Annotated in this window: 20 protein-coding genes; 14 read left to right on the top strand and 6 right to left on the bottom strand. The window is 76.4% G+C overall.

Annotated features, from left to right (window positions below):
* Nucleotides 1-718 (bottom strand): alpha-L-arabinofuranosidase family protein (locus AB8M62_RS03690; RefSeq protein WP_507237567.1); only part of this gene is annotated, 718 nt, incomplete at its 3' end.
* A gap of 462 nt (nucleotides 719-1,180) precedes the next feature.
* Here AB8M62_RS03690 and AB8M62_RS03695 point away from each other — a divergent pair.
* Nucleotides 1,181-2,716, top strand: a complete 1,536-nt coding sequence (locus AB8M62_RS03695; RefSeq protein ID WP_369068658.1) for an alpha-L-fucosidase — start codon at nucleotides 1,181-1,183, stop codon at nucleotides 2,714-2,716.
* A 27-nt stretch (nucleotides 2,717-2,743) separates the two neighbouring features.
* Here the strand turns inward: AB8M62_RS03695 and AB8M62_RS03700 are convergent, their stop codons facing one another.
* Complete coding sequence (locus AB8M62_RS03700) at nucleotides 2,744-3,619, bottom strand: LysR family transcriptional regulator (protein ID WP_369056559.1); 876 nt, start codon at nucleotides 3,617-3,619, stop codon at nucleotides 2,744-2,746.
* A gap of 75 nt (nucleotides 3,620-3,694) precedes the next feature.
* Between AB8M62_RS03700 and AB8M62_RS03705 the strand changes: the two genes are divergently transcribed.
* The 3 genes from AB8M62_RS03705 to AB8M62_RS03715 all read left to right on the top strand — a co-directional run bounded on the left by AB8M62_RS03705 (nucleotide 3,695) and on the right by AB8M62_RS03715 (nucleotide 6,485).
* Nucleotides 3,695-4,555 carry an aldo/keto reductase gene (locus AB8M62_RS03705; protein ID WP_369056560.1) on the top strand — a complete coding sequence of 287 codons (861 nt, stop codon included), beginning with the start codon at nucleotides 3,695-3,697 and terminating at the stop codon, nucleotides 4,553-4,555.
* Nucleotides 4,556-4,557: 2 nt separating this feature from the next.
* A complete protein-coding gene (locus AB8M62_RS03710; protein WP_369056561.1) occupies nucleotides 4,558-5,490 on the top strand; it encodes an aldo/keto reductase in 933 nt (310 codons plus the stop codon).
* 98 nt (nucleotides 5,491-5,588) lie between these two features.
* A complete protein-coding gene (locus AB8M62_RS03715) occupies nucleotides 5,589-6,485 on the top strand; it encodes an SDR family oxidoreductase (protein WP_369068659.1) in 897 nt (298 codons plus the stop codon).
* Between the two features lie 3 nt (nucleotides 6,486-6,488).
* Here the strand turns inward: AB8M62_RS03715 and AB8M62_RS03720 are convergent, their stop codons facing one another.
* Entirely contained in the window at nucleotides 6,489-8,456 is a 1,968-nt protein-coding gene (locus tag AB8M62_RS03720) for a diguanylate cyclase domain-containing protein (protein ID WP_369068660.1), read from the bottom strand.
* 137 nt (nucleotides 8,457-8,593) lie between these two features.
* On the opposite strand from AB8M62_RS03720, the gene AB8M62_RS03725 reads away from it, so the two are divergent.
* The 4 genes from AB8M62_RS03725 to AB8M62_RS03740 are packed head-to-tail and all read left to right on the top strand — an operon-like array spanning nucleotide 8,594 to nucleotide 11,644.
* Nucleotides 8,594-8,803, top strand: a complete 210-nt coding sequence (locus AB8M62_RS03725) for a heavy-metal-associated domain-containing protein (RefSeq protein WP_369068661.1) — start codon at nucleotides 8,594-8,596, stop codon at nucleotides 8,801-8,803.
* A gap of 53 nt (nucleotides 8,804-8,856) precedes the next feature.
* Nucleotides 8,857-9,138 carry a metal-sensitive transcriptional regulator gene (locus AB8M62_RS03730; protein WP_369056565.1) on the top strand — a complete coding sequence of 94 codons (282 nt, stop codon included), beginning with the start codon at nucleotides 8,857-8,859 and terminating at the stop codon, nucleotides 9,136-9,138.
* A 14-nt stretch (nucleotides 9,139-9,152) separates the two neighbouring features.
* Nucleotides 9,153-9,341, top strand: a complete 189-nt coding sequence (locus AB8M62_RS03735; protein WP_369068662.1) for a hypothetical protein — start codon at nucleotides 9,153-9,155, stop codon at nucleotides 9,339-9,341.
* Nucleotides 9,338-11,644: a heavy metal translocating P-type ATPase gene (locus AB8M62_RS03740; RefSeq protein ID WP_369056567.1), complete on the top strand. Its 2,307-nt coding sequence runs from the start codon at nucleotides 9,338-9,340 to the stop codon at nucleotides 11,642-11,644. Before AB8M62_RS03735 ends, AB8M62_RS03740 begins: the two co-directional genes overlap by 4 nt.
* Here the strand turns inward: AB8M62_RS03740 and AB8M62_RS03745 are convergent.
* Complete coding sequence (locus AB8M62_RS03745; RefSeq protein ID WP_369056569.1) at nucleotides 11,641-12,696, bottom strand: LacI family DNA-binding transcriptional regulator; 1,056 nt, start codon at nucleotides 12,694-12,696, stop codon at nucleotides 11,641-11,643. The genes AB8M62_RS03740 and AB8M62_RS03745 overlap by 4 nt on opposite strands.
* Before the next feature lie 274 nt (nucleotides 12,697-12,970).
* On the opposite strand from AB8M62_RS03745, the gene AB8M62_RS03750 reads away from it, so the two are divergent.
* Entirely contained in the window at nucleotides 12,971-14,299 is a 1,329-nt protein-coding gene (locus tag AB8M62_RS03750) for an extracellular solute-binding protein (protein ID WP_369068663.1), read from the top strand.
* Nucleotides 14,300-14,353: 54 nt separating this feature from the next.
* Here the strand turns inward: AB8M62_RS03750 and AB8M62_RS03755 are convergent, their stop codons facing one another.
* Nucleotides 14,354-15,115, bottom strand: a complete 762-nt coding sequence (locus AB8M62_RS03755; RefSeq protein ID WP_369054786.1) for an SDR family oxidoreductase — start codon at nucleotides 15,113-15,115, stop codon at nucleotides 14,354-14,356.
* 52 nt (nucleotides 15,116-15,167) lie between these two features.
* Here AB8M62_RS03755 and AB8M62_RS03760 point away from each other — a divergent pair, with 52 nt between their 5' ends.
* From AB8M62_RS03760 to AB8M62_RS03780, 5 genes are all read left to right on the top strand, one after another.
* On the top strand, nucleotides 15,168-15,974 hold the full coding sequence (locus AB8M62_RS03760; RefSeq protein WP_369054788.1) for an SDR family NAD(P)-dependent oxidoreductase: 807 nt from the start codon (nucleotides 15,168-15,170) through the stop codon (nucleotides 15,972-15,974).
* A gap of 35 nt (nucleotides 15,975-16,009) precedes the next feature.
* A complete protein-coding gene (locus AB8M62_RS03765) occupies nucleotides 16,010-17,188 on the top strand; it encodes a sensor histidine kinase (protein ID WP_369068664.1) in 1,179 nt (392 codons plus the stop codon).
* A gap of 41 nt (nucleotides 17,189-17,229) precedes the next feature.
* Entirely contained in the window at nucleotides 17,230-17,934 is a 705-nt protein-coding gene (locus AB8M62_RS03770; protein ID WP_369054790.1) for a response regulator, read from the top strand.
* A gap of 173 nt (nucleotides 17,935-18,107) precedes the next feature.
* The gene (locus AB8M62_RS03775) at nucleotides 18,108-18,878 is read left to right on the top strand and encodes an ABC transporter ATP-binding protein (RefSeq protein WP_369054792.1); all 771 of its coding nucleotides are present in this window, start codon (nucleotides 18,108-18,110) and stop codon (nucleotides 18,876-18,878) included.
* 3 nt (nucleotides 18,879-18,881) lie between these two features.
* Entirely contained in the window at nucleotides 18,882-21,410 is a 2,529-nt protein-coding gene (locus tag AB8M62_RS03780) for an FtsX-like permease family protein (RefSeq protein WP_369068665.1), read from the top strand.
* Between the two features lie 67 nt (nucleotides 21,411-21,477).
* Here AB8M62_RS03780 and AB8M62_RS03785 read toward each other — a convergent pair whose 3' ends face one another.
* Nucleotides 21,478-22,122 (bottom strand): class I SAM-dependent methyltransferase, encoded by a 645-nt coding sequence (locus AB8M62_RS03785; protein WP_369068666.1) that lies wholly within the window; start codon nucleotides 22,120-22,122, stop codon nucleotides 21,478-21,480.
* Nucleotides 22,123-22,131: the final 9 nt, after the last annotated feature.

Here is a 22,131-nt window from a genome sequence, read left to right on the forward strand (position 1 = left end):
TGCCGTGCCCGCTGACCTGGCCGGCGCCCAGGTAGCGGCCCAGGTTCTGCATGAGGACCTCGGTCCAGGCGTAGTCGGCGTCCGCCGCCCCCGCCGCGATGCGGTACAGGCTGTTGCCGCCGTGCTCGCGCGCGTAGGTGCCGAACTGGCGGGCCAGCTCGGCGTAGGCGCCGGCGCCCATGTTGCCCCCGCAGCCCCACGGCTCGTTGCCCAGCCCCCAGAACGGCACCCGCCACGGGTCTTCGCGCCCGTTGGCCCGGCGCAGCGCGGCCATCGGGGAGTCATCGGCGCGGGTCAGGTACTCGATCCACTCCGCCGCCTCGCGCACCGTGCCCGAGCCGACGTTGGCCGACACGTACGCGGCGGTGTCCAGCAGCTCGCACAGGTGCATGAACTCGTGGGTGCCGAAGGCGTTGTCCTCCACCACGTCACCCCAGTGGGAGTTGACCATCCGCGGGCGCTCCGAGCGCGGGCCGATGCCGTCGCGCCAGTGGTAGGTGTCGGCGAAGCAGCCCCCCGGCCAGCGCAGGTTCGGGATCGCCAGCTCCCGCAGCGCGGCCACCACGTCGGAGCGGATGCCGCCCTCGTTGGGGATGGGCGAGTCCTCCCCCACCCAGAAGCCGCCGTAGATGCAGCGGCCCAGGTGCTCGGCGAAGTGCCCGTACAAGTGCCGGCTGATCTTCGGACCCGGCAGGTCCACGTCCAGCACGGTCTGCACCGCGCGGGCGGCGGCGGGGGAGCGGTCGCCGTCCCGGCTCGGCTCCGCGCGGGGGGTCGGGGTGACCGGCGCGGACGCGGTGGTCCGGTCTGCGGTGGCTCGGTCGTCGTCGGTGAGCACGCGGTCCTCGCAGGGTCGCAGGGGTGGTGAGCAGCGCCGCTCACCAGGGGGAGCGGTGCGGGGTCAGGCGTCGGGTCGTCGCGCCGGCGAGGGCCACCTCCATCGGTGGACCGGGTCGCCCCGGCGCATATCGATATAGTGGGAGCGCTCCCCGGGCCTGTCAAGGACTTCGCGACATCGGCCCGCGCGCCGCCCGGGGGCGGGTCCGCCGCCCGGTGACCGGCCGGCCCGTTGCGCGGTGCGAATCGTTTCGCCTACGGTGGCGGCGGCAGGGACGCCGAGCCCCGCGGACCCGCGGAGGCCGCCCGTCCGTGCGTCGGCCAGGAGGCGGGGAGCGACGTGGTGAGCGGTGCGGTGAGCGGTGCGGGCGGGCTGGACGGCGGGGTCGGGCGCGACGACGCGGAGCTGGAGCGGGTGCGGGCGGTGGCCTCCGCCGGGCCCTTCCGGCCCGAGTGGTCCTCCCTGCGCGGCTGCGAGGTCCCGCGCTGGTACGCCGACGCCAAGTTCGGGATCTTCATCCACTGGGGCGTGTACTCCGTCCCGGCCTTCGGCAACGAGTGGTACGCGCGCAACATGTACGTGCAGGGCCGGCCCGAGCACGAGCACCACCGCACCGTCCACGGCCCGCACTCCGAGTTCGGCTACAAGGACTTCGTCGAGCGCTTCGACGCCGCCCGCTTCGACCCCGACGAGTGGGCCGCGGTCTTCCGCCGGGCCGGGGCGCAGTTCGTCGTGCCGGTGGCCGAGCACCACGACGGCTTCGCCATGTACGACACCGGCCGCTCGCGCTGGAAGTCCACCGCGATGGGCCCGCGCCGCGACGTGCTCGGCGAGCTGGGCGCGGCGGTCCGCCGCGCGGGCATGGTGCTGGGCGCGTCCTCGCACCGCGCCGAGCACTGGTGGTTCATGAACGGCGGCACGGCCTTCGACTCCGACGTGCGCGACCCCGCGTTCGCCGACTTCTACGGCCCGGCGATGCGCCAGGAGACCGCCCCGAACGAGGAGTTCCTCGAGGACTGGCTGCTGCGGACCGTCGAGGTCGTCGACCGGTACCGCCCGCAGGTGCTGTGGTTCGACTGGTGGATCGAGCAGCCCGCGTTCGAGCCCTACCTGCGGCTGCTGGCCGCCTACTACTACAACGAGGCCGCGCGCTGGGGCCGCGGGGTGGTCCTCAACCACAAGTGGGGCGCCTTCCCCGAGGGTGCCGCCGTCCTCGACGTCGAGCGCGGTGCCGTGTCCGGCGTCCAGCCCCGCGTCTGGCAGAACGACACCTCGGTCGGGCGCACCTCGTGGTCGTGGGTGGAGGACCACCGCTACAAGAGCGTGGCCGAGCTGGTCACCGAGCTGGTCGACGTCGTGTCCAAGAACGGCGTGCTGCTGCTGAACGTCGGCCCGAAGGCCGACGGCACGATCGACCCGGCCGAGGTGGAGCTGCTCGCCGGGGTGGGTGACTGGCTGGCCCTCAACGGCGAGGCCGTCTACGGCACCCGGCCCTGGGTGGTCGCCGGCGAGGGGCCCACCCGGCTGCCCTCGGGGTCCTTCGTGGACGCGCAGGCGCGCGAGTGGACCAGCGCTGACGTCCGGTTCACCACCCGCGAGAACGTCGACGAGAGCGGGACGCGGCTGTACGCGACGCTGCTGGACCGCCCGCGCGACGGCGTGGCGCGCATCCGCTCCTGGGGCCGCGACGCCGGCCTCGTCGAGGGCGAGCTGGAGGACGTCCGCGTCCTCGGGGTCCCCGGTCCGGCGAGCGCGCGCCGCACGGGCGAGGCCCTGGAGGTCGACCTGCCGGCCGACCTGCCCGGCTCGGTCGGGGTCGTCGTCACGGCGCTGCTGCCGCCGCCGGCGCCGGCCCGGCGCACCGACGGGCTGATGTGACCGGCTCCGCCGCCCCGCCCGGTGCCCTCACGCGCTCAGCGCCGGCACCAGCTCCAGCAGGTGCGGGGCCACGGGCGAGCCGCGGTGGCCGCTGACGGCCGAGACCACCCACTCCGGGGCGTCGGCCGGCAGGGCCAGCGCGCGCAGCCGCGCGGCCTGCGGCTTGGCGGCCACGTGCCGGGGGACGACGGCGGTGCCCAGGCCGCGCCCGACGAGGTCCAGCAGCGTGTGCACGTCGCCGACGGAGAAGCGCACGCGGCGGCGCACCCCGTGCGCGGCGAAGGCGGCGTCGTTGAGCGGGCGCACGCCCCAGGCGGTGGAGAAGTCGACGGCGTCGGTGCCGTCCAGGTCGTCCCAGCCCACGGCGGTGCGCGCGGCCAGCGGGTGCCGCGGGTGGCACAGCAGCACCAGCGGCTCGCTGCCCAGGACCGTCTGCGGCAGCCCGCCCAGGTGGTCGGTCGTCGCCACGAACGCCACGTCCAGCTCCCCGGCGCGCAGCCGGTCCAGCAGGTCGTGCGAACCGGCCTGGTCGAAGCGGACCTCCACCTGCGGGTGGCGGCGGTGGAAGCGCTCCAGCAGACCCGACACGTCGACCAGGCCCAGGCACTGCTCGGCGCCCACCCGCAGGGTGCCGGACACCTGCCGGGTGGCGCGCACGACGGCGTCGCGGGCGGCGGCGGCCTGCTCCAGCAGCGAGCGGGCGTGCGGCAGCAGGGCCCGGCCGGCGTCAGTGGGCTCCACCCGCCGCGAGGTGCGGTCGAACAGGGTGGTGCCGAGCTCGTCCTCCAGGCTGCGGATCGCCGCGGACAGCCCCGACTGCGAGACGCCCGTCAGGGCGGCGGCGCGCGTGAACTGCCGCTCGTCGGCGAGGGTGACGACGTACTGCATCTGCCGCAGGTCCATCCATCGACTGTACTTCTGCCAGCGATGAGTCCCAGTCGTTGGACTTCTGCGACGGGTGTCCCTAGCGTCGCCGCCATGGAGCAGCGCAGCCTCGGCACCCGCACGGTCTCGGCCATCGGCCTCGGCGGGATGCCCATGTCCATCGAGGGCCGTCCCGACGAGGACCGCTCGATCGCCACCATCCACGCCGCGCTGGACGCCGGCGTCACCCTCATCGACACCGCGGACGCCTACCACCGCGACGCCGGCGAGGTCGGCCACAACGAGGAGCTCATCGCCCGCGCCGTGCGCAGCTGGGGCGGGGACTCCTCGCAGGTCCTCATCGCCACCAAGGGCGGGCACCTGCGCCCCGGCGACGGGTCCTGGACGAAGAACGGCCGCCCGGAGTACCTGAAGGAGGCCGCGAAGGCCTCCGCGCAGCGGATGGGCGTGGAGGCGATCGGCCTCTACCAGTTCCACCGCCCCGACCCCGACGTCCCCTACGCCGAGTCCGTGGGCGCCCTGCGCGACCTGCTCGACGAGGGCGTCATCCAGATGGCCGGCATCTCCAACGCCGACGTCTCCCAGATCGACGAGGCCAACGAGGTCCTCGGCGGCCGCCTGGTCTCCGTGCAGAACCAGTTCTCCCCGGCGTTCCGCTCCAGCCAGGGCGAGCTGGAGCACTGCGCGCGCCTGGGCGTCGCGTTCCTGCCGTGGAGCCCGCTGGGCGGGATCTCCAACGCCGCCGAGCTGGGCAGCCGGCACGCCGCCTTCCAGCGCGTCGCCGACGAGCACGGCGTCAGCGTCCAGCAGGTCGCCCTGGCGTGGGAGCTGGCCCTGGCCCCCGTCGTCCTGCCGATCCCGGGGTCCTCGCGCCCGCAGAGCATCACCGACTCCGCCCGCGCGGCCGAGCTGCGCCTGAGCGCGGACGAGGTCGCCGCCCTGTCGGAGGCGTGAGCGTGCGCACCGTCCCCCTCGGCACCAGCGGTCTGCAGGTGCCCAACGTCGTCCTCGGTCTCATGCGGATCGTCGACATGAGCGACGAGCAGGTGCGCGAGCTGTGGGCCACCGCCCGCGACGCCGGCATCACGTTCGTGGACCACGCCGACGTGTACGGCCGCGACCTGCACGCCTGCGAGCGCCGCTGGCGCGACGCGGTGCCCATGACCTCGTCCGAGCGCGACGCCGTGACGATCCAGACCAAGTGCGGCATCGTCCCCGACGGGCCGTACTTCGACTTCTCGTACGAGCACATCGTGGAGTCGGTCGACGGGTCGCTGGAGGCGCTGGGCACCGACCGGATCGACGTCCTGCTGCTGCACCGCCCCGACGCCCTCGTCGAGCCCGACGAGGTGGCCCGCGCCTTCGACGAGCTGGAGGCCGCCGGCAAGGTGCGCGCCTTCGGGGTGTCCAACCAGACGCCGGGGCAGATCGAGCTGCTCAAGCGCTCCGTGCGCCAGCCGCTCGTGGCGAACCAGCTGCAGCTGTCGATCACCCACGCCTCGCTCGTGGCGCAGGGCGTCGCCTCGAACATGCAGGGGCTGGACCAGTCCGTCTCGCGCGACAACGGGACCCTGGACCACTGCCGCCTGAACGACATCACCGTGCAGGCGTGGTCGCCGTTCCAGGCCGGGTTCTTCACCGGGGTGTTCCTGGACAACCCGGAGTTCGCCGAGCTGAACGCGGTGATCGACCGGCTCGCCGAGCAGTACTCCGTGCCGCCGCTGGCCGTCGCCACGGCGTGGATCACCCGGCACCCCGCCGGGATGCAGGTCGTGCTCGGCACGACGAACCCCGAGCGCGTGGCCGCCGCCGCGCAGGGCTCGGACCTGCCGCTGACCCGCGCGGAGTGGTACGAGCTGTTCCGGGCCGCCGGCTGGACGGTCCCCTGACGGACGCGGCACCACGGACGGGCGGGGTCGCGCGTGTGACCCCGCCCGTCCGCGGGTAGGGGCACGGGGAGAGCGCACCGCGACCGACGGAGGACACCGTGCCCGAGGACCAGACGCAGCAGCAGGACCCGCAGCGGCAGTACGCCAGCCCCGACAACGAGGGCGAGCAGGTCCCCCACCCGGGGCGGACGGGCGAGCTGCGCGACGAGCCCGACCACGGCGAGGAGTCCTACCGCGGCAGCGGCCGCCTGGAGGGCCGCGCGACGGTCGTCACCGGCGGGGACTCCGGCATCGGCCGGGCCGTGGCGATCGCCTTCGCCCGCGAGGGCGCCGACGTGCTCATCGCGTACCTGCCCTCGGAGGAGGAGGACGCGCGCACCACCGTCCGGCACGTGGAGGAGGCCGGTCGCCGCGCCGTCGCCGTGCCCGTGGACCTGACCACCGAGGAGGCGTGCCAGGAGGTCGTCGACCGCGCCGTCGCCGAGTTCGGGCGCATCGACGTGCTGGTGAACAACGCCGCGTACCAGATGGCGCAGCCCGGCGGCATCGAGGACATCACCACCGAGCAGTTCGACCGCGTCCTCAAGACGAACCTCTACGCGATGTTCTGGCTGTGCAAGAAGGCCGTCCCGCACATGCGAGAGGGCGCCAGCATCATCAACACCTCCTCGATCCAGGCGTACCAGCCCTCCCCACCGCTGCTGGACTACGCCACCACCAAGGCCGGCATCGTGAACTTCACCAAGGGCCTGGGGCAGATGCTGGCCGAGAGGGGCGTCCGCGTGAACTCCGTGGCGCCCGGGCCGGTCTGGACGCCGCTCATCCCGGCGACCATGCCGGAGGACGCGGTCGGCAGCTTCGGCGAGGACGTGCCGCTGGGCCGCGCCGGGCAGCCCGCCGAGCTCGCGCCGGCGTTCGTGTTCTTCGCCTCGCAGGAGTCCAGCTACATCACCGCCGAGGTCCTCGGGGTCACCGGCGGCAAGCCGCTGGCCTGATCCTCAGGCGCCGCTGCGCTCTCCCCGCACCCCGCGCCCCTCGTCCGCGCGCGTCCGGCGGCGGGCCTGCTTGTCCTCGTACATGGCGTCGTCGGCGGCCGTGACCAGCTGCGCCGCCCGCTCGGCGCCGTCGCCCGCGACCGGGCCGGGCGCGGACAGCGCCACACCCGCGCTCGTGCCGATCCGGACGGTGCGGGCGGTGCCGTCGGGTCCGCGCACCGCGTGCTCCCCGGCGACGGCCCCGGCGACGCGGGCGGCGAGCAGGTGCGCGTCCGCGGGGACGGCGAGCCCCTCGGCGAGGACCACGAACTCGTCGCCGCCCCAGCGCGCGGGGGTGTCGGTCGCGCGCAGGACCGCGCGCAGGCGGGCGGCGACGGCCACCAGGAGGTCGTCGCCGGCGCGGTGGCCGAGGTCGTCGTTGACGGCCTTGAAGCCGTCGAGGTCCAGGAACAGCACCGCCAGGTGGGTGCCGGTGCGCTCCTGGCGGCGCAGGCCCTCCTGCAGCGCCTGCAGGAGCGCGGCCCGGTTCGGCAGGCCGGTCAGCGCGTCGTGGGCGGCGGTGCGCCGCGCCTCCTGCAGCGTGCGGGCGTTGACCAGCGCGGCCGCCGCCGGGACGGCGAGGACCTCCAGGGCCGCCAGGTCCTCCGCCTCCAGGCCGTCCGCGCCCGGCGCCACGAGCAGCGCGCCGCGCAGCCGGCCCCGGTGGCGCAGGGGTACCACCGCGCAGCCGGCCGCCGGGCCGCCGGTGCCCGCCGGTGCCGCCGCCCGCGCGGGGACGGCCAGCGCCAGCGGGGAGCCGTCGAGCGCGGCGAGGTCGCCGGTCGCGGCGCGCACCACCCAGCGGCCCGCGCCGCCACCGGCCACGTCGCCGGCCACGTCGCCGGCCGCGTCGCCGGCCGCGTCACCCGCGGCCGGTTCCAGCACGGCCGCTCCCGCGCCGCCGACGACCTCGCGCGCCGCGCTGCACGTGCGCGCCGCCACGGCCGCGGGCACCTGCTGCTCCTCGGCCAGCCGGGCCTGCGCCCGCACGAGCGCCTCGTGGCGCTCCAGCGCCGCCGCCGCCCGGGCGGCCGACTGCCGGTGCCCGGACACGTCGGTCATGACGACGACGGCGCCGCCGACCGTCCCGTCGGCGCGCGGCAGCGGCCGCGCGGTCGCCTCGACGTGGCGGGCGGGCCGGCCGGGCGCGGCGATGACGAACGGGAAGCGGTCGACCGGGTCGCCGTGCAGGGCGCGCAGCAGAGGGACGTCCCGCGGCGCCAGCGCGGCACCGCCGTCGGCGGTGCGCAGGTCGTACCGCACCGGCAGGTCGGCCGGCTCGGCGCCCGGGTCGGCGTCGACGCCGTGCCAGGCGCGCGCGGTCCGGTTGAACAGCGTGAGGTGGCCGTCCGCGTCGCAGGCGACGATGCCGACGTCCACGGTGTCCAGCAGGGCGGCGGCCAGCACGCGCCGCTCCTCGGCCAGGGCCGCCAGCTCGGCCGCCCGGCGCGCGTCCCGGCGCCGCTCCAGGAGCGTGACGACGACACCGGCCAGCCCGCGCAGCGCGCCGGCCTGCCGCTCGTCCAGGTGCCCCGGCTCGGTGTCGAAGACGCAGAGGGTGCCGAGGACGTGCCCGCCGGGGGCGGTGAGGGGCACGGAGGCGTAGAAGCGCACCCGCGCGGCGCGCCCGTCCACCCACGGCGTGGCCGCGTACTCGGGGACGAGGCGGGCGTCGGGCAGGTGGACCAGGGGTTCGCCCGAGCCCGCGGCCAGGTAGCACATCGACTCCGTCAGCGGGCTGTCCGTCCCGCGGAAGCCGACCGTGCTGACCTGGCACATGCGGGTGCCGTCGAACAGGTTCAGCGTCGCGGTGGGCACCCCGGCGACCACGGCGGCGGCGCGCACCACGGCGTCCAGCTCGTCGCCGGCCGGCCGGTCGAGCGCGTCGTAGCGCTCGTGCGCGGGCGCGCCGCCGCTGCTGGACGTGGACACGCGCTGGTGATCGGCAACCGCCGACCGCGCCTTGAGCGCCGGTGCTCCGAGCGGCACGGGGAACAGCGCGGGGGTACCGTGAGTTCTCGTACCCGGTACCCCCAGGGGGTACCCCACGACACCGGGAGGCCAGCACCGTGAGCACCACCGAGTACGCCGTCAGCGGCATGACCTGCGACCACTGCGCCCGCGCCGTCAGCGCCGAGGTCGGCGCCGTGCCGGGCGTGCGGGGCGTCTCCGTCGACGTGGCCGCCGGCCGCGTCACGGTCGAGGCCGACGGGCCGGTCGACGCCGCCGCCGTGGCCGCGGCCGTCGAGGAGGCCGGCTACGAGGTCGTCGGCGCCTGACGCCCCGCACCCGCACGAGCAGCAGCACGAGCACGAGCGCCGAGGAGGGGACGATGCCCGGCTACACCCACGCCAAGGACGAGCACCTGCAGCGGCTGCGCCGCATCGAGGGGCAGGTCCGCGGTCTGCAGCGGATGGTCGAGGAGGACAAGTACTGCATCGACGTCCTCACCCAGGTGTCGGCGGTGACCCGCGCCCTGCAGTCGTTCTCCCTCGGGCTGCTCGACGAGCACCTGGCCGGCTGCGTGGTCGACGCCGCCGCGCGCGGCGGGCCCGAGGCGCAGGCCAAGGTCCGCGAGGCGTCCGAGGCGATCGCCCGCCTGGTGCGGTCCTGAGGCGGGGAGGAGACGTGCGCGCACCCCTCAAGCTCGCCGCGTTCGGCGGCGCCGTGGCCGTCGCGTTCGGCGCGGCGTTCGGCGTCGGCGCCGCCACGGGCGGGCCGTCCGGCCCGGCGCCCGTCCCGACGCGCGAGACCACCCACGAGACCGGCCACGAGCCCGGCCACGAGACCAGCACCGCACGAGGAGCCGTCCGATGAGCCCGCAGACGCCCGCCTCCGCGAGCGGGGAGCGCGAGCTGGTGCTGTCGATCGGCGGGATGACTTGCGCCAGCTGCGCGAACCGCGTCGAGAAGAAGCTCAACAAGCTCGACGGCGTCAGCGCGACCGTGAACTACGCGACCGAGAGGGCGAAGGTCAGGTGGGCCGGCGACGTGGCCCCGCAGGACCTCGTCGCCGCCGTCGAGGCCGCCGGGTACACCGCGGAACTGCCCGCGCCGCGCGCGCCGCTGCCCAGCAGCGGCGAGCTGGCCGGCGCGGACACCGGCACCGGTCTGGAACCGGCCGGGCAGGACCCCACCGCCGACCTGCGCCGCCGGGTGACGACCAGCGCGCTGCTGAGCGCACCGGTCGTCGCGATGGCGATGGTCCCCGCCCTGCAGTTCACGTACTGGCAGTGGCTCAGCTTCGCCCTCGCCGGGCCGGTCGTCCTCTGGGCCGGTGCGCCGTTCCACCGCGCCGCGTGGGTCAACCTCAGGCACGGCGCGGCGACGATGGACACGCTCGTGTCGACGGGCACGCTCGCCGCGTTCGCCTGGTCCACGTACGCGCTGTTCCTCGGCACCGCCGGCGAGCCCGGGATGACGCACCCCTTCGAGCTGACGGTCAGCCGCACGGACGGCAGCGGGGACGTCTACCTGGAGGTCGCCGCCGGCGTCACCACGTTCCTCCTGCTCGGGCGCTGGGCCGAGGCGCGTTCCAAGCGCCGCGCGGGTGCCGCGCTGCGGGCGCTGCTGGAACTGGGGGCCAAGGACGTCGCCGTGCTGCGCGACGGGCGCGAGGAACGCGTCCCCGTCGAGCGGCTCGCGGTCGGGGACCGGTTCGTCGTGCGCCCGGGGGAGAAGGTCGCCACCGACGGCACCGTCGAGGAGGGCACCTCCGCGCTCGACGTGAGCACGTTGACGGGGGAGTCCGTGCCCGTCGAGGTCGGCCCCGGCGACGCCGTCGTCGGCGCGACCGTCAACGCGAGCGGCCGGCTCGTCGTGCGGGCGACCCGGGTCGGCGCGGACACCCAGCTCGCGCGGACGGCCCGGCTCGTCGAGGACGCCCAGGACGGCAAGGCGCGGGTCCAGCGCCTGGCCGACCGGGTCTCCGGCGTGTTCGTCCCCGTCGTCGTCCTGGTCGCCGCCGCGACCCTCGGGTTCTGGACCGGCGCGGGCGAGCCGCTGAGCGTCGCGTTCACCGCCGCCGTCGCCGTCCTGATCATCGCCTGCCCGTGCGCGCTGGGCCTGGCGACGCCGACCGCGCTGCTGGTGGGGACCGGCCGGGGTGCCCAGCTGGGCATCCTCGTCAAGGGCCCGGAGGTGCTGGAGTCCACGCGCCGGATCGACACCGTCGTGCTCGACAAGACCGGCACCGTGACCACCGGGCGGATGACCCTGCGCGACGTCGTCCCCGCCGACGGCGTCGACCGGGCCGACGTGCTGCGCCTCGCCGGCGCCCTCGAAGCCGCCTCCGAGCACCCGGTCGCCCGCGCGGTCGCGGCCGGTGCCGCCGCCGAGTTCGGCGACCTCCCGCCGGTGGCGGACTTCCAGAACCTCGAGGGGCTCGGCGTCCAGGGCGTCGTCGACGGCCGCGCGGTCGTCGTCGGCCGCCCCCGGCTGCTCGAGCAGTGGTCGCAGCACCTGCCCGCCGAGCTGGCGGCCGCCAGGACCGAGGCCGAGCGGCAGGGCGGTACCGCCGTCGCCGTCGGCTGGGACGGGCGGGCCCGCGGCGTGGTCGTCGTCGCCGACGCCGTCAAGCCCACCAGCGCCGAGGCGGTCGCCCAGCTGCGCGCGCTGGGGCTGCGGCCCGTCCTGCTGACCGGCGACAACGAGACCGTGGCCCGCGCCGTCGCCGCCGAGGTCGGCGTCGACGAGGTGATCGCCGAGGTGCTGCCCGCGGGCAAGGTCGAGGTCGTCGAGCGGTTGCGGGCCGCGGGCCGGACCGTCGCCGTGGTCGGTGACGGCGTCAACGACGCGGGCGCGCTCGCGCGGGCCGACCTGGGCCTGAGCATGGGCACCGGCACCGACGTGGCCATCGAGGCCGGCGACGTCGTGCTGGTCCGCGGTGACCTGCGCGCCGCCGCCGACGCCGTCCGGCTGTCCCGGCGCACGCTGCGCACGATCGAGCAGAACCTCGTGTGGGCGTTCGCCTACAACACCGCCGCCGTCCCGCTGGCGGCGGCCGGCCTGCTCAACCCGATGATCGCCGGTGCCGCGATGGCGCTCTCGTCCGTCTCCGTGGTCGCGAACAGCCTGCGGCTGCGCCGGTTCCGCGCCCTGGACGGCGCGCGCCGCTCCTAGCGGGCGCCGGCCCGCGAGCGGCGGGCCGCGCCCGCGCGCACGGGCTGCTCGCGGCGGGTGGACTCCCGCTCGACGACGGTGTGGGAGACGGTGACGTCCTGCGGGGGGGCGTCGGGGGCGGCGATGCGCCGGGTCAGCAGGCGCACCGCGTGGTCGACGATCGCCTGGTGGTCCGGGGCCACCGTGGACAGCGACGGCACCCGGTAGCGGGCGTCCTCGACGTCGTCGAAACCCACCACCAGGACGTCCTCCGGAACCCGCACGCCGTGGTCGGCCAGCCCCCGCACGACGCCGAAGGCCAGCGTGTCGGTGACGCAGAAGACGCCGTCGGGCAGCTCGGGCAGCGCCAGGAGCTCCTCGGCGCAGCGCACCCCCGCCTCCTGGGTGACACCGGCGTGGGTGGCGACCGCGCTGGCGCCGGCCTCCTGCGCGACGCGGCGGAAACCCTCCGCGCGCAGGGAGAACGCCGCCCCCTCGGGCAGGGTGGCGGTCGCCAGGGCGTCCAGCGGCGGCGAGCCCACGATCGCCAGGCGGCGGCAGCCGCGCTCGACGAGCAGGCGGGTCGCGGACTCGGCGCCCTCGACGTTGGGCATGCTCACGTGGTCGACGGTCTGGTGCAGCTCCTGCTCGCCCAGCACGACCACGGGGACCTCGCGGCTGAGGGCGTTGATCTCCCGCTCGGTCAGCCCCAGCGCGGCGATGACCAGGCCGTCGTAGGCGTTGAGGCGGGAGTCGCGGAACGCGGCGAGCTCGCCCTCGCGGCTGGCGTGGGTCTCCTCCACCACGGTCGCCAGTCCCGCCTGGGCGAAGCGCCGCACGAGGCGGTGGCTCAGCTGGCTGTAGTAGTGGCTGTCCAGGGTGGGGACCGCGACGCCCACCACGCCGGTGCGGCCCTGGCGCAGGCTGCGCGCGGCCACGTTCACCTGGTACCCCAGCCGCTCCACCGTCTCCATGACCAGCTGGCGGGTCTGCTCGCTGACCGGTCTCTTGCCGGTCAGGGCGTTGGAGACCGTCATGGGCGAGACGCCGGCCTCCGCCGCCACGTCGCGCATGGTGACCACGTCGCACCTCCTCCTGGGGCCGTCCGGCTGCCCGCCGGGCGGCCCGTGCCCGCGGTCCCCGCACCGCCCGGTCCTCGTCCGACGGTAGCGCCACCGCCGTCCGGGGTGGTGTGCGCGGGTGTCCTTGACACGGGTACGGGAGCCGCTGACTATAACGATAAGAGCCGGGCCGACCCGGTCCACCGACGGCGGTGGACCGCGCCCGCGCGGCTCGCCGACCCGAACCCGCGGCGCTGGCGCCGCGCGCAGCGCACCGGAGATCCTCGTGACCAGCTCGCCGGCCTCCCGCCGCTCCTTCCTCACCCTGGCCCTCGCCACGCCGCTGACCGCGGCGGCCCTGACCTCCTGCGGCGGCTCCTCCGGCCCGGGGGAGGCGCCCGAGGGCGGGGCCAGCATGTGGATCCTCACCGGCCAGCCGGGGGAGGGGATCCGCACCGACGCCGTCGACGCGTTCAACGCGGCCAACGAGGACGCCGCGATCACCCTGACCGCGTTCCAGAACGACGCCTACAAGACGAAGATCCGCACCGCGATGGGCGCCGACCAGGCGCCGACGATCCTGCCCAGCTGGGGCGGCGGCGGCCTGCGCGACTACGTGCGCAACGACAAGGTCGAGGACCTCACCGACTTCTTCGAGGAGAACACCGAGCTGCGGGACTCGCTGTTCCCCAGCGCCTTCGCCGCCGCGACCGTCGACGACCGGATCTACGCGGTGCCGTGCGAGGCGGTCACCCCGATCGTCTTCTACTACAACAAGGCCGTGTTCGAGCAGGTCGGCGCGCAGCCGCCCACCACGTGGGACGAGCTGCTGGCGCTGGTCCCGGTGTTCAACGACGCCGGCATCGCCCCGATCGCGCTGGGCGGGCAGTCGCGCTGGACGAACATGATGTGGCTGGAGTACCTGTACGACCGCATCGGCGGCGCCGAGCTGTTCCAGTCCATCTACGACGGCGAGCCCGACGCGTGGTCGCAGCCCGCCTCGATCGACGCCCTCACCAAGACGCAGGAGCTCGTGCGGGCCGGCGGTTTCGTCACCGGTTTCGCCTCCATCGCCGCGGACACCAACGCCGACCAGGCCCTCCTCTACACCGGCCGGGCCGCGATGATGCTGCACGGCGCGTGGACGTACGGGTCGATGAAGGCCGACGGCGGGGAGTTCGTCACCGGCGGTGACCTCGGCTGGATGACGTTCCCCAGCGTCGAGGGCGGTGTCGGCGACCCCAGCGCCACCGTCGGCAACCCCTCCGGCTACTACGCGGTGGCGGCCAGCGCCACCGACGCCGAGAAGGAGGCCGCCAAGAAGTTCCTGGCCGAGGGGCTGGTCACCGACGCCACGACGCAGGCGTGGATCGACAACGGCTCCGTGCCGATCGTCCTGGGCTCCGACAGCCTGTTCCAGGACTCCGAGGACGCCGAGTGGCTGCAGTTCGTCTACGACCTCGCCTCCGGCGCCTCCACGTTCCAGCAGTCCTGGGACCAGGCGCTGTCGCCGACGGCCGCGGACAAGCTGCTGGAGAACATCGAGAAGCTGTTCAACCTCTCGATCACGCGGCAGATGTTCGCCGAGAACTTAAACACCCCCCTGCTGACCTGACACGGGGGCCCCCCCCGGGCCCCCCCCCCCGGGGGGGGGGCCGCCGGAACCGCGTCAGCCCCGGACGACGGGGGAGACGACCAGCTCGTCCACCCGCACGTGCGGCGGGGCGTCCAGCACGAACTGCACGGTGCCGGCCACGTCGGCGGGGGTGAGCATGACGGCGCGCGCGGCGGCGTCGGGCACCTGCGGGCGCTGGTCGAGGAAGTCCGTGGCGATGTCGCCCGGGCACAGGTGGCAGGCGCGCACCCCGTGCGGCGCCTCCTGCTCGTTGAGGGTGCGCACCAGCGCGCCCAGCGCCGTCTTGCTGGCCGAGTAGGCCACCCCCGCGCCGGGGGAGGGCCGCCAGGCGGCGATCGAGGACACCACCACGACGACGCCGCCGCTGCGGCGCAGGTCCGGCAGCGCGGCGTCCACGACGGTCACCGGCGCCGACAGGTTCGTGGCGATGACGTCGTGGACCTCGCGCACGTCCTGGTCGTCCCAGCGCCGGCGCGGGGTGTTCAGCCCGGCCGCCAGGACCAGGGCGTCCAGCCGCCCGAAGCGCTCGACGACCGCGCGGCGGGCGGCGGCCACCGCGTCGGGGTCCTGCACGTCCAGGGGCAGGGCCAGCGCGTCGCCGCCCGCGGCGGCGACCTCGGCCGCGACCTCCTCCAGGGGCCCGCCGCGGCGCCCGCTGACGGCCACGGACCAGCCCGCCGCGGCCGCCGACAGCGCGACCGCGCGGCCCACCCCGCTGCCGCCGCCGGTGATCCACACCGTCCGCCCGTCCCGCTCCCGCACCGCCGTGGTCCCCTCGCCGCTCGCTACGCTCACGGTCCGACATCATGCCCGGGAGCGCCGTCCGGGCACCGGCGAGGAGGCCGACGTGCACCTGGACCTGTCCGACCGCGTCGTCGTCGTCACCGGCGCCGCCCGCGGGATCGGCCGCACGGTCGCCGCCCGCTTCGCCGCCGAGGGCGCCCGGGTGGCCTCCTTCGACCTCGCGCCCGACCCCGACCCGGTGCCCGGCGTCGAGCAGGTCGCCTGCGACGTCGTCGACCCCGCCTCGGTGGACGCCGCCGTCGCCCGCGTGGCCGAGCGCCACGGCGGGCTCGACGTCCTCGTCAACAACGCCGGCGTCAACGTCGAGGGGCAGGTCGCCGACCTGACGTGGGAGCGCTGGCGCACCTGCCTGGACGTCAACGCCGGCGGCACGTTCCTCGTCAGCCGCGCCGCCGCCGAGGTGATGAAGCGCGCCGGGCGCGGCCGCATCCTCAACGCCGCCTCGTTCGCGGCCGTCGTGCCCAGCGTCGGCAGCGCCGCCTACGCCGCCTCCAAGGCCGCCGTCGTGGCGTTCACCCGCGTCCTGGCCTCCGAGCTCGGGCCGTGGGGCATCACCGTGAACGCCTACGCGCCCGGCATGGTCCCCACCGCCATGAACGGGTTCGCCGACATGGAGCCGGCCGCGCAGGAGCGGCTGCTGGACACGTTGTCCCTGCGCCGCTGGGAGAGCGCCGACGACGTCGCCGACCTGCTGCTGTTCCTGGCCAGCGACGCGGCCTCCTACATCACCGGCACCCTCGTCGACGTCTCCGGCGGCAAGCTGGCCACGCAGTTCCCCGCCCGCGCCCACCAGGCCGCCCGTGCGGCGGGTCAGACCCCGGGCGCAGGCGCGGCTGGTCCCGCGGGCTGACGACCGGCGCGCGGGGCGGCTCCTACGCTCGAGCGGTGCCGCCGCAGAACGTCTTCGACCGGTTCGTCGCCTGGACGCGGGCCCACGCCCTGCTCCTCGACGTCCTGGGCGCCGCGCTGCTCACCGCGGTGAGCGCGGCGACCGCGACCGCCGCCGGGGCCCGCGGCGTCCTCGTCAGCGTCCTCCTCTGCGCGCCCCTGGCGCTGCGCCGGGCCCGCCCCGAGGTCTCCGGCGCGCTCGTGGCCGCGGGCGGCCTGCTGCAGACGGTCGTCGTCGACGCGCCGCTGGTCGCCGACGGCGCGGTGCTCGTCGCCCTGTACTCCCTGGCCGCCTACGCCGCCCCGTGGGCCTCGCGCGGCGGCCTGCTGCTCGGCCTGGCCGGTGCCGTCATCGCCCCGGTCCGGTACGGGTTGCTGACCTACGCGTTCGTGGACCCGGTCTCCCTCGCGGCGGCCGTCGTGTTCCTCGCCGTCGTCGTCGTCGCCACCTGGTCGCTGGGCAGCCTGCGGCGCGCCTCCCGCACCAACGAGCTGGCCCTGGTGGAGCGCGCCCGGCTGCTGGAGAACGAGCGGGAGAACGAGTCGCGGCTGGCCGCCACCGCCGAGCGCCAGCGCATCGCCCGCGAGATGCACGACGTCGTCGCGCACTCCCTGTCGGTGATCATCGCCCAGGCCGACGGCGGCCGGTACGCCGCGGCCGCGAACCCCGCCGCGGCCGCCGAGGTCCTCGGGACGATCTCGGCGACCGGCCGGCAGGCGCTGGCCGACATGCGCAACCTGCTGGGCGTGCTGCGCCAGGGCCCCGGCGACGAGCGGGCCCCGCAGCCGGACGCGGGGCGGATCGGCGACCTCGTGCAGCAGGTGCGCGCCAGCGGCCTGGACGTCTCCCTCGACGTCGTCGGCGAGCCGCGCGAGCTCCCGCCGGCCGTCGGGCTGGCCGCCTACCGGATCGTGCAGGAGTCCCTCACCAACGTCCTCAAGCACGCCGGGCCCGCCGCCCGCGCGCAGGTGCAGGTGCGCTGGGACGCCGACGCGCTGCGCGTGGGGGTGGACGACGACGGCCGCGGTGCCGCCGCGGTGCCGCCGGCGGCACCCGGCGGGCAGGGCCTGCTCGGCATGGGCGAGCGCGCGCGCCTGCACGGCGGCAGCGCCTCGGCCGGGCCCCGTCCCGGCGGCGGGTTCCGGGTGCGTGCGACGCTGCCGTACACGTCCTGACCCGCCCCGCCCGAACCCGTCCCGCACCACCCGGAGGTCCCGTGCCCGCCGTCCGCGTCGTCCTCGTCGACGACCAGCAGCTCGTCCGCGCGGGGTTCCGCATGGTCATCGACTCCCAGCCGGACCTGCAGGTCGTCGGCGAGGCCTCCGACGGCCTGGCCGCCGTCGCGCTGGTGGAGCGCACCGACTGCGACGTGGTGCTGATGGACGTGCGCATGCCCGGCGTGGACGGCATCGAGGCCACCCGTCGCATCACGGCCCTCGCCCCGGCGCCGGACCGGACCGGACCCCGCGTCGTCGTGCTGACCACGTTCGACCTCGACGAGTACGTGGTGGCCGCGATCGCCGCCGGGGCCAGCGGTTTCCTGCTCAAGGACGCCCCGCCGGAGGAGATGCTCGCCGCCGTGCGCACCGTCCACGCCGGGGACGCCGTCATCGCCGCCAGCTCCACCCGCCGGCTGCTGCAGCACGTCGGGCCGATGCTGCGCGCCGAACCCTCGGCCGCGCCGGAGACCCGCCTGCCCGACGACCTCACCCCGCGCGAGCTGGAGGTGCTGGAGTGCATGGCGCACGGGCTGACGAACGGAGAGATCGCCGCCCGGTTCGTCGTCTCCGAGGCCACCGTGAAGACGCACGTCGGGCGGGTGCTGGCCAAGACCGGCTCGCGCGACCGCGTGCAGGCCGTCGTCCTGGCCTACACCGCCGGGCTCGTGCAGCCCGGTGAGGTGCTGCGCGACGCACGCTGACGTCCGTCGGCGTCCACCTGCGGGAGGACGCCGGCGGGACCGTCTCCACCGCCGGGGCGACGCGCGGGCCGTGCGGAGATCCGTTCCGCGCCCGACGCGGCGCGGGGCCGGCAGTTCCTAGCGTCGGGAGCGCCCGCCGGGGATCCGGCGGGCGCGATCCGAGGAGGAGACCCGTGCCCGTACCGCGACCCGTCCCGTCGCCGGAGGTGCTGCGCGCCGGCGCGCCCGCCGTGCGCGCCACCGGCCTGCGCAAGACGTACGGCCGCGGTGACGCCGCCGTCCACGCCCTCGCCGGCGTCGACGTGGAGTTCACCCGCGGGGAGTTCACCGCCATCATGGGCCCGTCGGGTTCCGGCAAGTCCACGCTCATGCACTGCCTGGCCGGTCTGGACACCGCGACCGCCGGGCGGGTGTTCCTCGGCGACACCGAGCTCACCGCGCTGCGCGACGCCGAGCTGACCCGCCTGCGCCGCGACCGCGTCGGTTTCGTGTTCCAGTCGTTCAACCTGCTGCCCGTGCTGACCGCCGGGGAGAACCTCGTGCTGCCGCTGCAGCTGGCCGGGCGCACCCCCGACCGCGCCTGGCACGAGGAGGTCGTCACCCGCCTGGGCCTGCGCGAGCGCCTGCGGCACAAGCCGTCCGAGCTGTCCGGCGGGCAGCAGCAGCGCGTCGCGGTGGGGCGCGCGCTGCTGCCGCGGCCCGACGTCGTGTTCGCCGACGAACCCACCGGGAACCTCGACTCCCGCGCCGGCGCCGAGGTGCTGGGGCTGCTGCGCGCCAGCGTCCGCGAGTTCGGGCAGACCGTCGTCATGGTCACCCACGACCCCGTCGCCGCCGGGTACGCCGACCGCGTCGTGCTGCTGGCCGACGGCCGGCTGGCCGGCGGGCTCAGCGACCCCACGCCCGACGACGTCATCGACGCGCTGCGCACCCTGGGGGCCTGAACCGTGCTGCGGACCACCCTGGCGCAGCTGCGCGCCCACGGCGCCCGCGTCCTCGCCTCCTGCCTGGCCGTCGTCATCGCGGTCGCGTTCGTCGTGGCGACGCTGGTGCTCAACGCCTCCGCGGGCGCCAGCCTGCTCGACGCCGTCGGCAAGCCGTTCACCGCCGCGGCCGCCGTCGTCACCCCCGTGCGGGGCACGGACCTGGACGGCGACCCCGTCGCCACCGGCGCCGCCCTGCAGGCGGCGGAACGCAGCCTGCGCGACCTGCCCGCGGGACGGGTGGCGCAGGTCGCCGCCGACCGCTCGACGGGCGTGCAGGTGCAGCTGCCCGGGCGCACCGGCAGCACGTACGCGCAGGCCGACGCCGTCACCGCGCCCGGCCCGCTGCGCTGGGAGGGCGTGCTCGCCGGCCGGCTGCCCGCCGCGGCCGGCGAGGTCGCCGTCAGCGAGCGCACCGGCGCCGCCGTGGGCGACGAGCTGACCGTCACCGTGGTCCCCTCGTCCGAGGACGGCGGGGAGTCCACCGAGCGGGTCCGCGTCGTCGGCGTCGTCGACCTGACCGGCGACCCGACCGCCCGCTACGCGGGGCGGGTGTTCGCCACCGACGAGCAGCTGCGCACCTGGGACGCGCCCGTGACGCGGCTGCGGGTGGCCGCGGCCGGCGGTGCGGCGGCGGGCCCGGCGGCGGAGGAGGTCCTCGGCGCGGTGGCCGCCGCGGTGCCGGGGGAGCTGGCCGCGGTGAGCGGCCGGGAGGCGGCCGAGGAGCGCGCGTCGGCGTTCACCGGCGACGCCGCCGCCCTGACCTCCGTGCTGCTGGTCTTCGGCGCGGTCGCCGTCCTCGTGGCGTCCCTGGTCATCGCGAACACGTTCGCGGTCCTGCTGGCCCAGCGCACCCGCGACCTGGCGCTGCTGCGCTGCGTGGGCGCCACCCGCGCCCAGGTGTCCCGCTCTGTGCTGCTGGAGGCGCTCGTGGTGGGCCTGCTGGCCTCGCTGGCGGGCGCCGCGGCCGGGACGGGCCTGGCCGCCGTCGTGGCGCGCGTCGCGGCCGACGCCGACTCGCCCGTCCCGCTGGGCACCCTGCAGGTGCCGGTGCGCGCCCTCGTCGCCGGTGTCGTGGTCGGCACGGTCGTGACCGTGCTGGCGGCGCTCGCCCCCGCCCGCGCCGCCACCCGCGTGGCGCCGCTGGCCGCGCTGCGCCCGCTGGTGCCCGCCCCGGTCCGCTCGCGCGGCGGGCTGCTGCGCCTGGTCGCCGGCCTCGTGCTCACCGTGCCCTCCGCCGCGGCCCTCGTGCTGTTCTCCACCCGCGGCGCGCTGGAACCCGCGGTGCTGGCCGGGGCGGTCAGCTTCGTCGGCGTCGTCCTGCTCGGCCAGCGCCTCGTGCCCGCGGCCGTCGGGCTCGCCGGGCGGCTGGTGCGCGGTGCCGGGGTCCCGGCGCGGCTGGCCGCCGGCAACGCCGTGCGCAACCCCCGCCGCACGGCGGCCACGGCGACCGCGCTGCTCATCGGCGTCACCCTGACCACCGCGATGGTCGTGGGCGCCTCCTCGACCCGCGCCACCGCCGGCGACCTGCTGGAGGCCGGCTACCCCACGGACGTCGTCGTCTCCTCCTGGGAGGAACCCGTCGACGACGCCCTGCTGGAGCGGCTGCGCGCCCTGCCCGGGGTGGCGGGCGCGGTCCCGGTGCTGGAGGGCGAGGTGGAGCTGAGCACCGGCGGCAGCACGTCCGCCTCGGGCGTGGACACCGCCGCGGCCGCCGGCGTGGTCCGCTCGCAGCAGCGCGCGCCGCTGCCGGCGCCCGGCGAGGTCGTCGTGGCCGGCCGGTCCGCCGAGGCCCTCGGCCTGGGCGACGGGCAGGACGTGGAGGTGTCCTCGCCGGACGGGACCGCCGTGCGGCTGCGCGTCGTCGTCGCGCCCGACTCCGAGCAGGGCACGGTCCTGCGCACGGAGGACCTGCTGCGCGCCGACCCGGCCGCGCCGGTGTCCACCGCCTGGCTGCGCCTGGACGACGGCCTGGACCCCGACGCGCAGGCCCGGGTCGTCGACGACGTGACCGAGGTCGTCGCGGCGGCGCTGCCCAGCAGCGGCGTCAGCGGTGTCGTGGCCGTGCGCACCGCCTTCGACCAGGTCCTGACGACGATGCTGCTGGTCGTCACCGGACTGCTCGGGGTGGCCGTCCTCATCGCCCTGCTGGGCGTCGGCAACACCCTGGCCCTGTCGGTCGTCGAGCGCCGGCAGGAGTCCGGGCTGCTGCGCGCCCTGGGCCTGACGCGGCGGCAGCTGCGCGCCCTGCTGGCGTGGGAGGCGCTGCTCGTCGCGGGGGTCGCGGGGGTGCTCGGCGTCGTGCTGGGCACCGCCTACGGGCTGGCGGGCACCTCCTCGGTGCTGGCCGCGGAGGGCCCCGTCGTCCTCGACGTGCCGTGGGCGCAGGTCGCCGGGATCGTCGCCGTCGCGGCGCTCGCGGGCGTGCTCGCCTCGGTCCTGCCGGGGCGCCGTGCCGCGCTCACCTCGCCGGTGGCGGCCATCGCGGACTGAGCGCCGCGCGCGACGGCCCCGCACCCGGACCGGGTGCGGGGCCGTCGCGCGCGCCGTGCCCGTCGCGTCAGCCGCGGCGGCGGGCGAACAGGGTGGAGTCGTCGACGTCGAAGGTGCGCCCGTCGTGGACGACGGTGCGCGGGCGCTGCTCCACCACGAGCACCTCGAAGTCCTCCGGCACGGCCGGGAGGAGGTCCTGCGCCAGCCACATCGCCCGCCGCTTCGCCTCGTCGAGCCGCGTGTGGTGCTGCGAGGGGGAGTGGCCGACGACGAGCAGGTGACCGCCGGGGGCGACGGCCGCGGCCAGGCGGCGCACGACGTCGGTCATCCCCGCGTCCGGCGGGTGCAGGAAGTGCGTCGTCACCAGGTCCCAGGTGCGCCCGCCCGCGTCGAACTCGCGCGCGTCGACCCGCCAGCGCTCCAGGCGGTCGCCCACCCCGGCCTGCTCGGCGTGCCGGGCGGCGCGCGCCAGCCCGTTGTCGGAGAAGTCGGCGCCGGTGACGCGCCAGCCGCGCTGCGCCAGCCACACGATGTCCCCGCCCTCGCCGCAGCCGACGTCCAGAGCGGTGCCGGGTGCCAGGCCGGCGGCCAGGTCGACCAGCTGCGCGTTGGGCGCGCCGCTCCACCAGGTGCCCTCCCCGGCGTAGCGGCTCTCCCAGGACGCCGGCTCGAAGTAGTCATCCGGTACGTGCTCCGCGCTGTGCTCGCTCACCCCGGCAGC

The sequence above is a fragment of the Kineococcus terrestris genome, assembly GCF_041020755.1.
GTDB lineage: Bacteria > Actinomycetota > Actinomycetes > Actinomycetales > Kineococcaceae > Kineococcus > Kineococcus terrestris.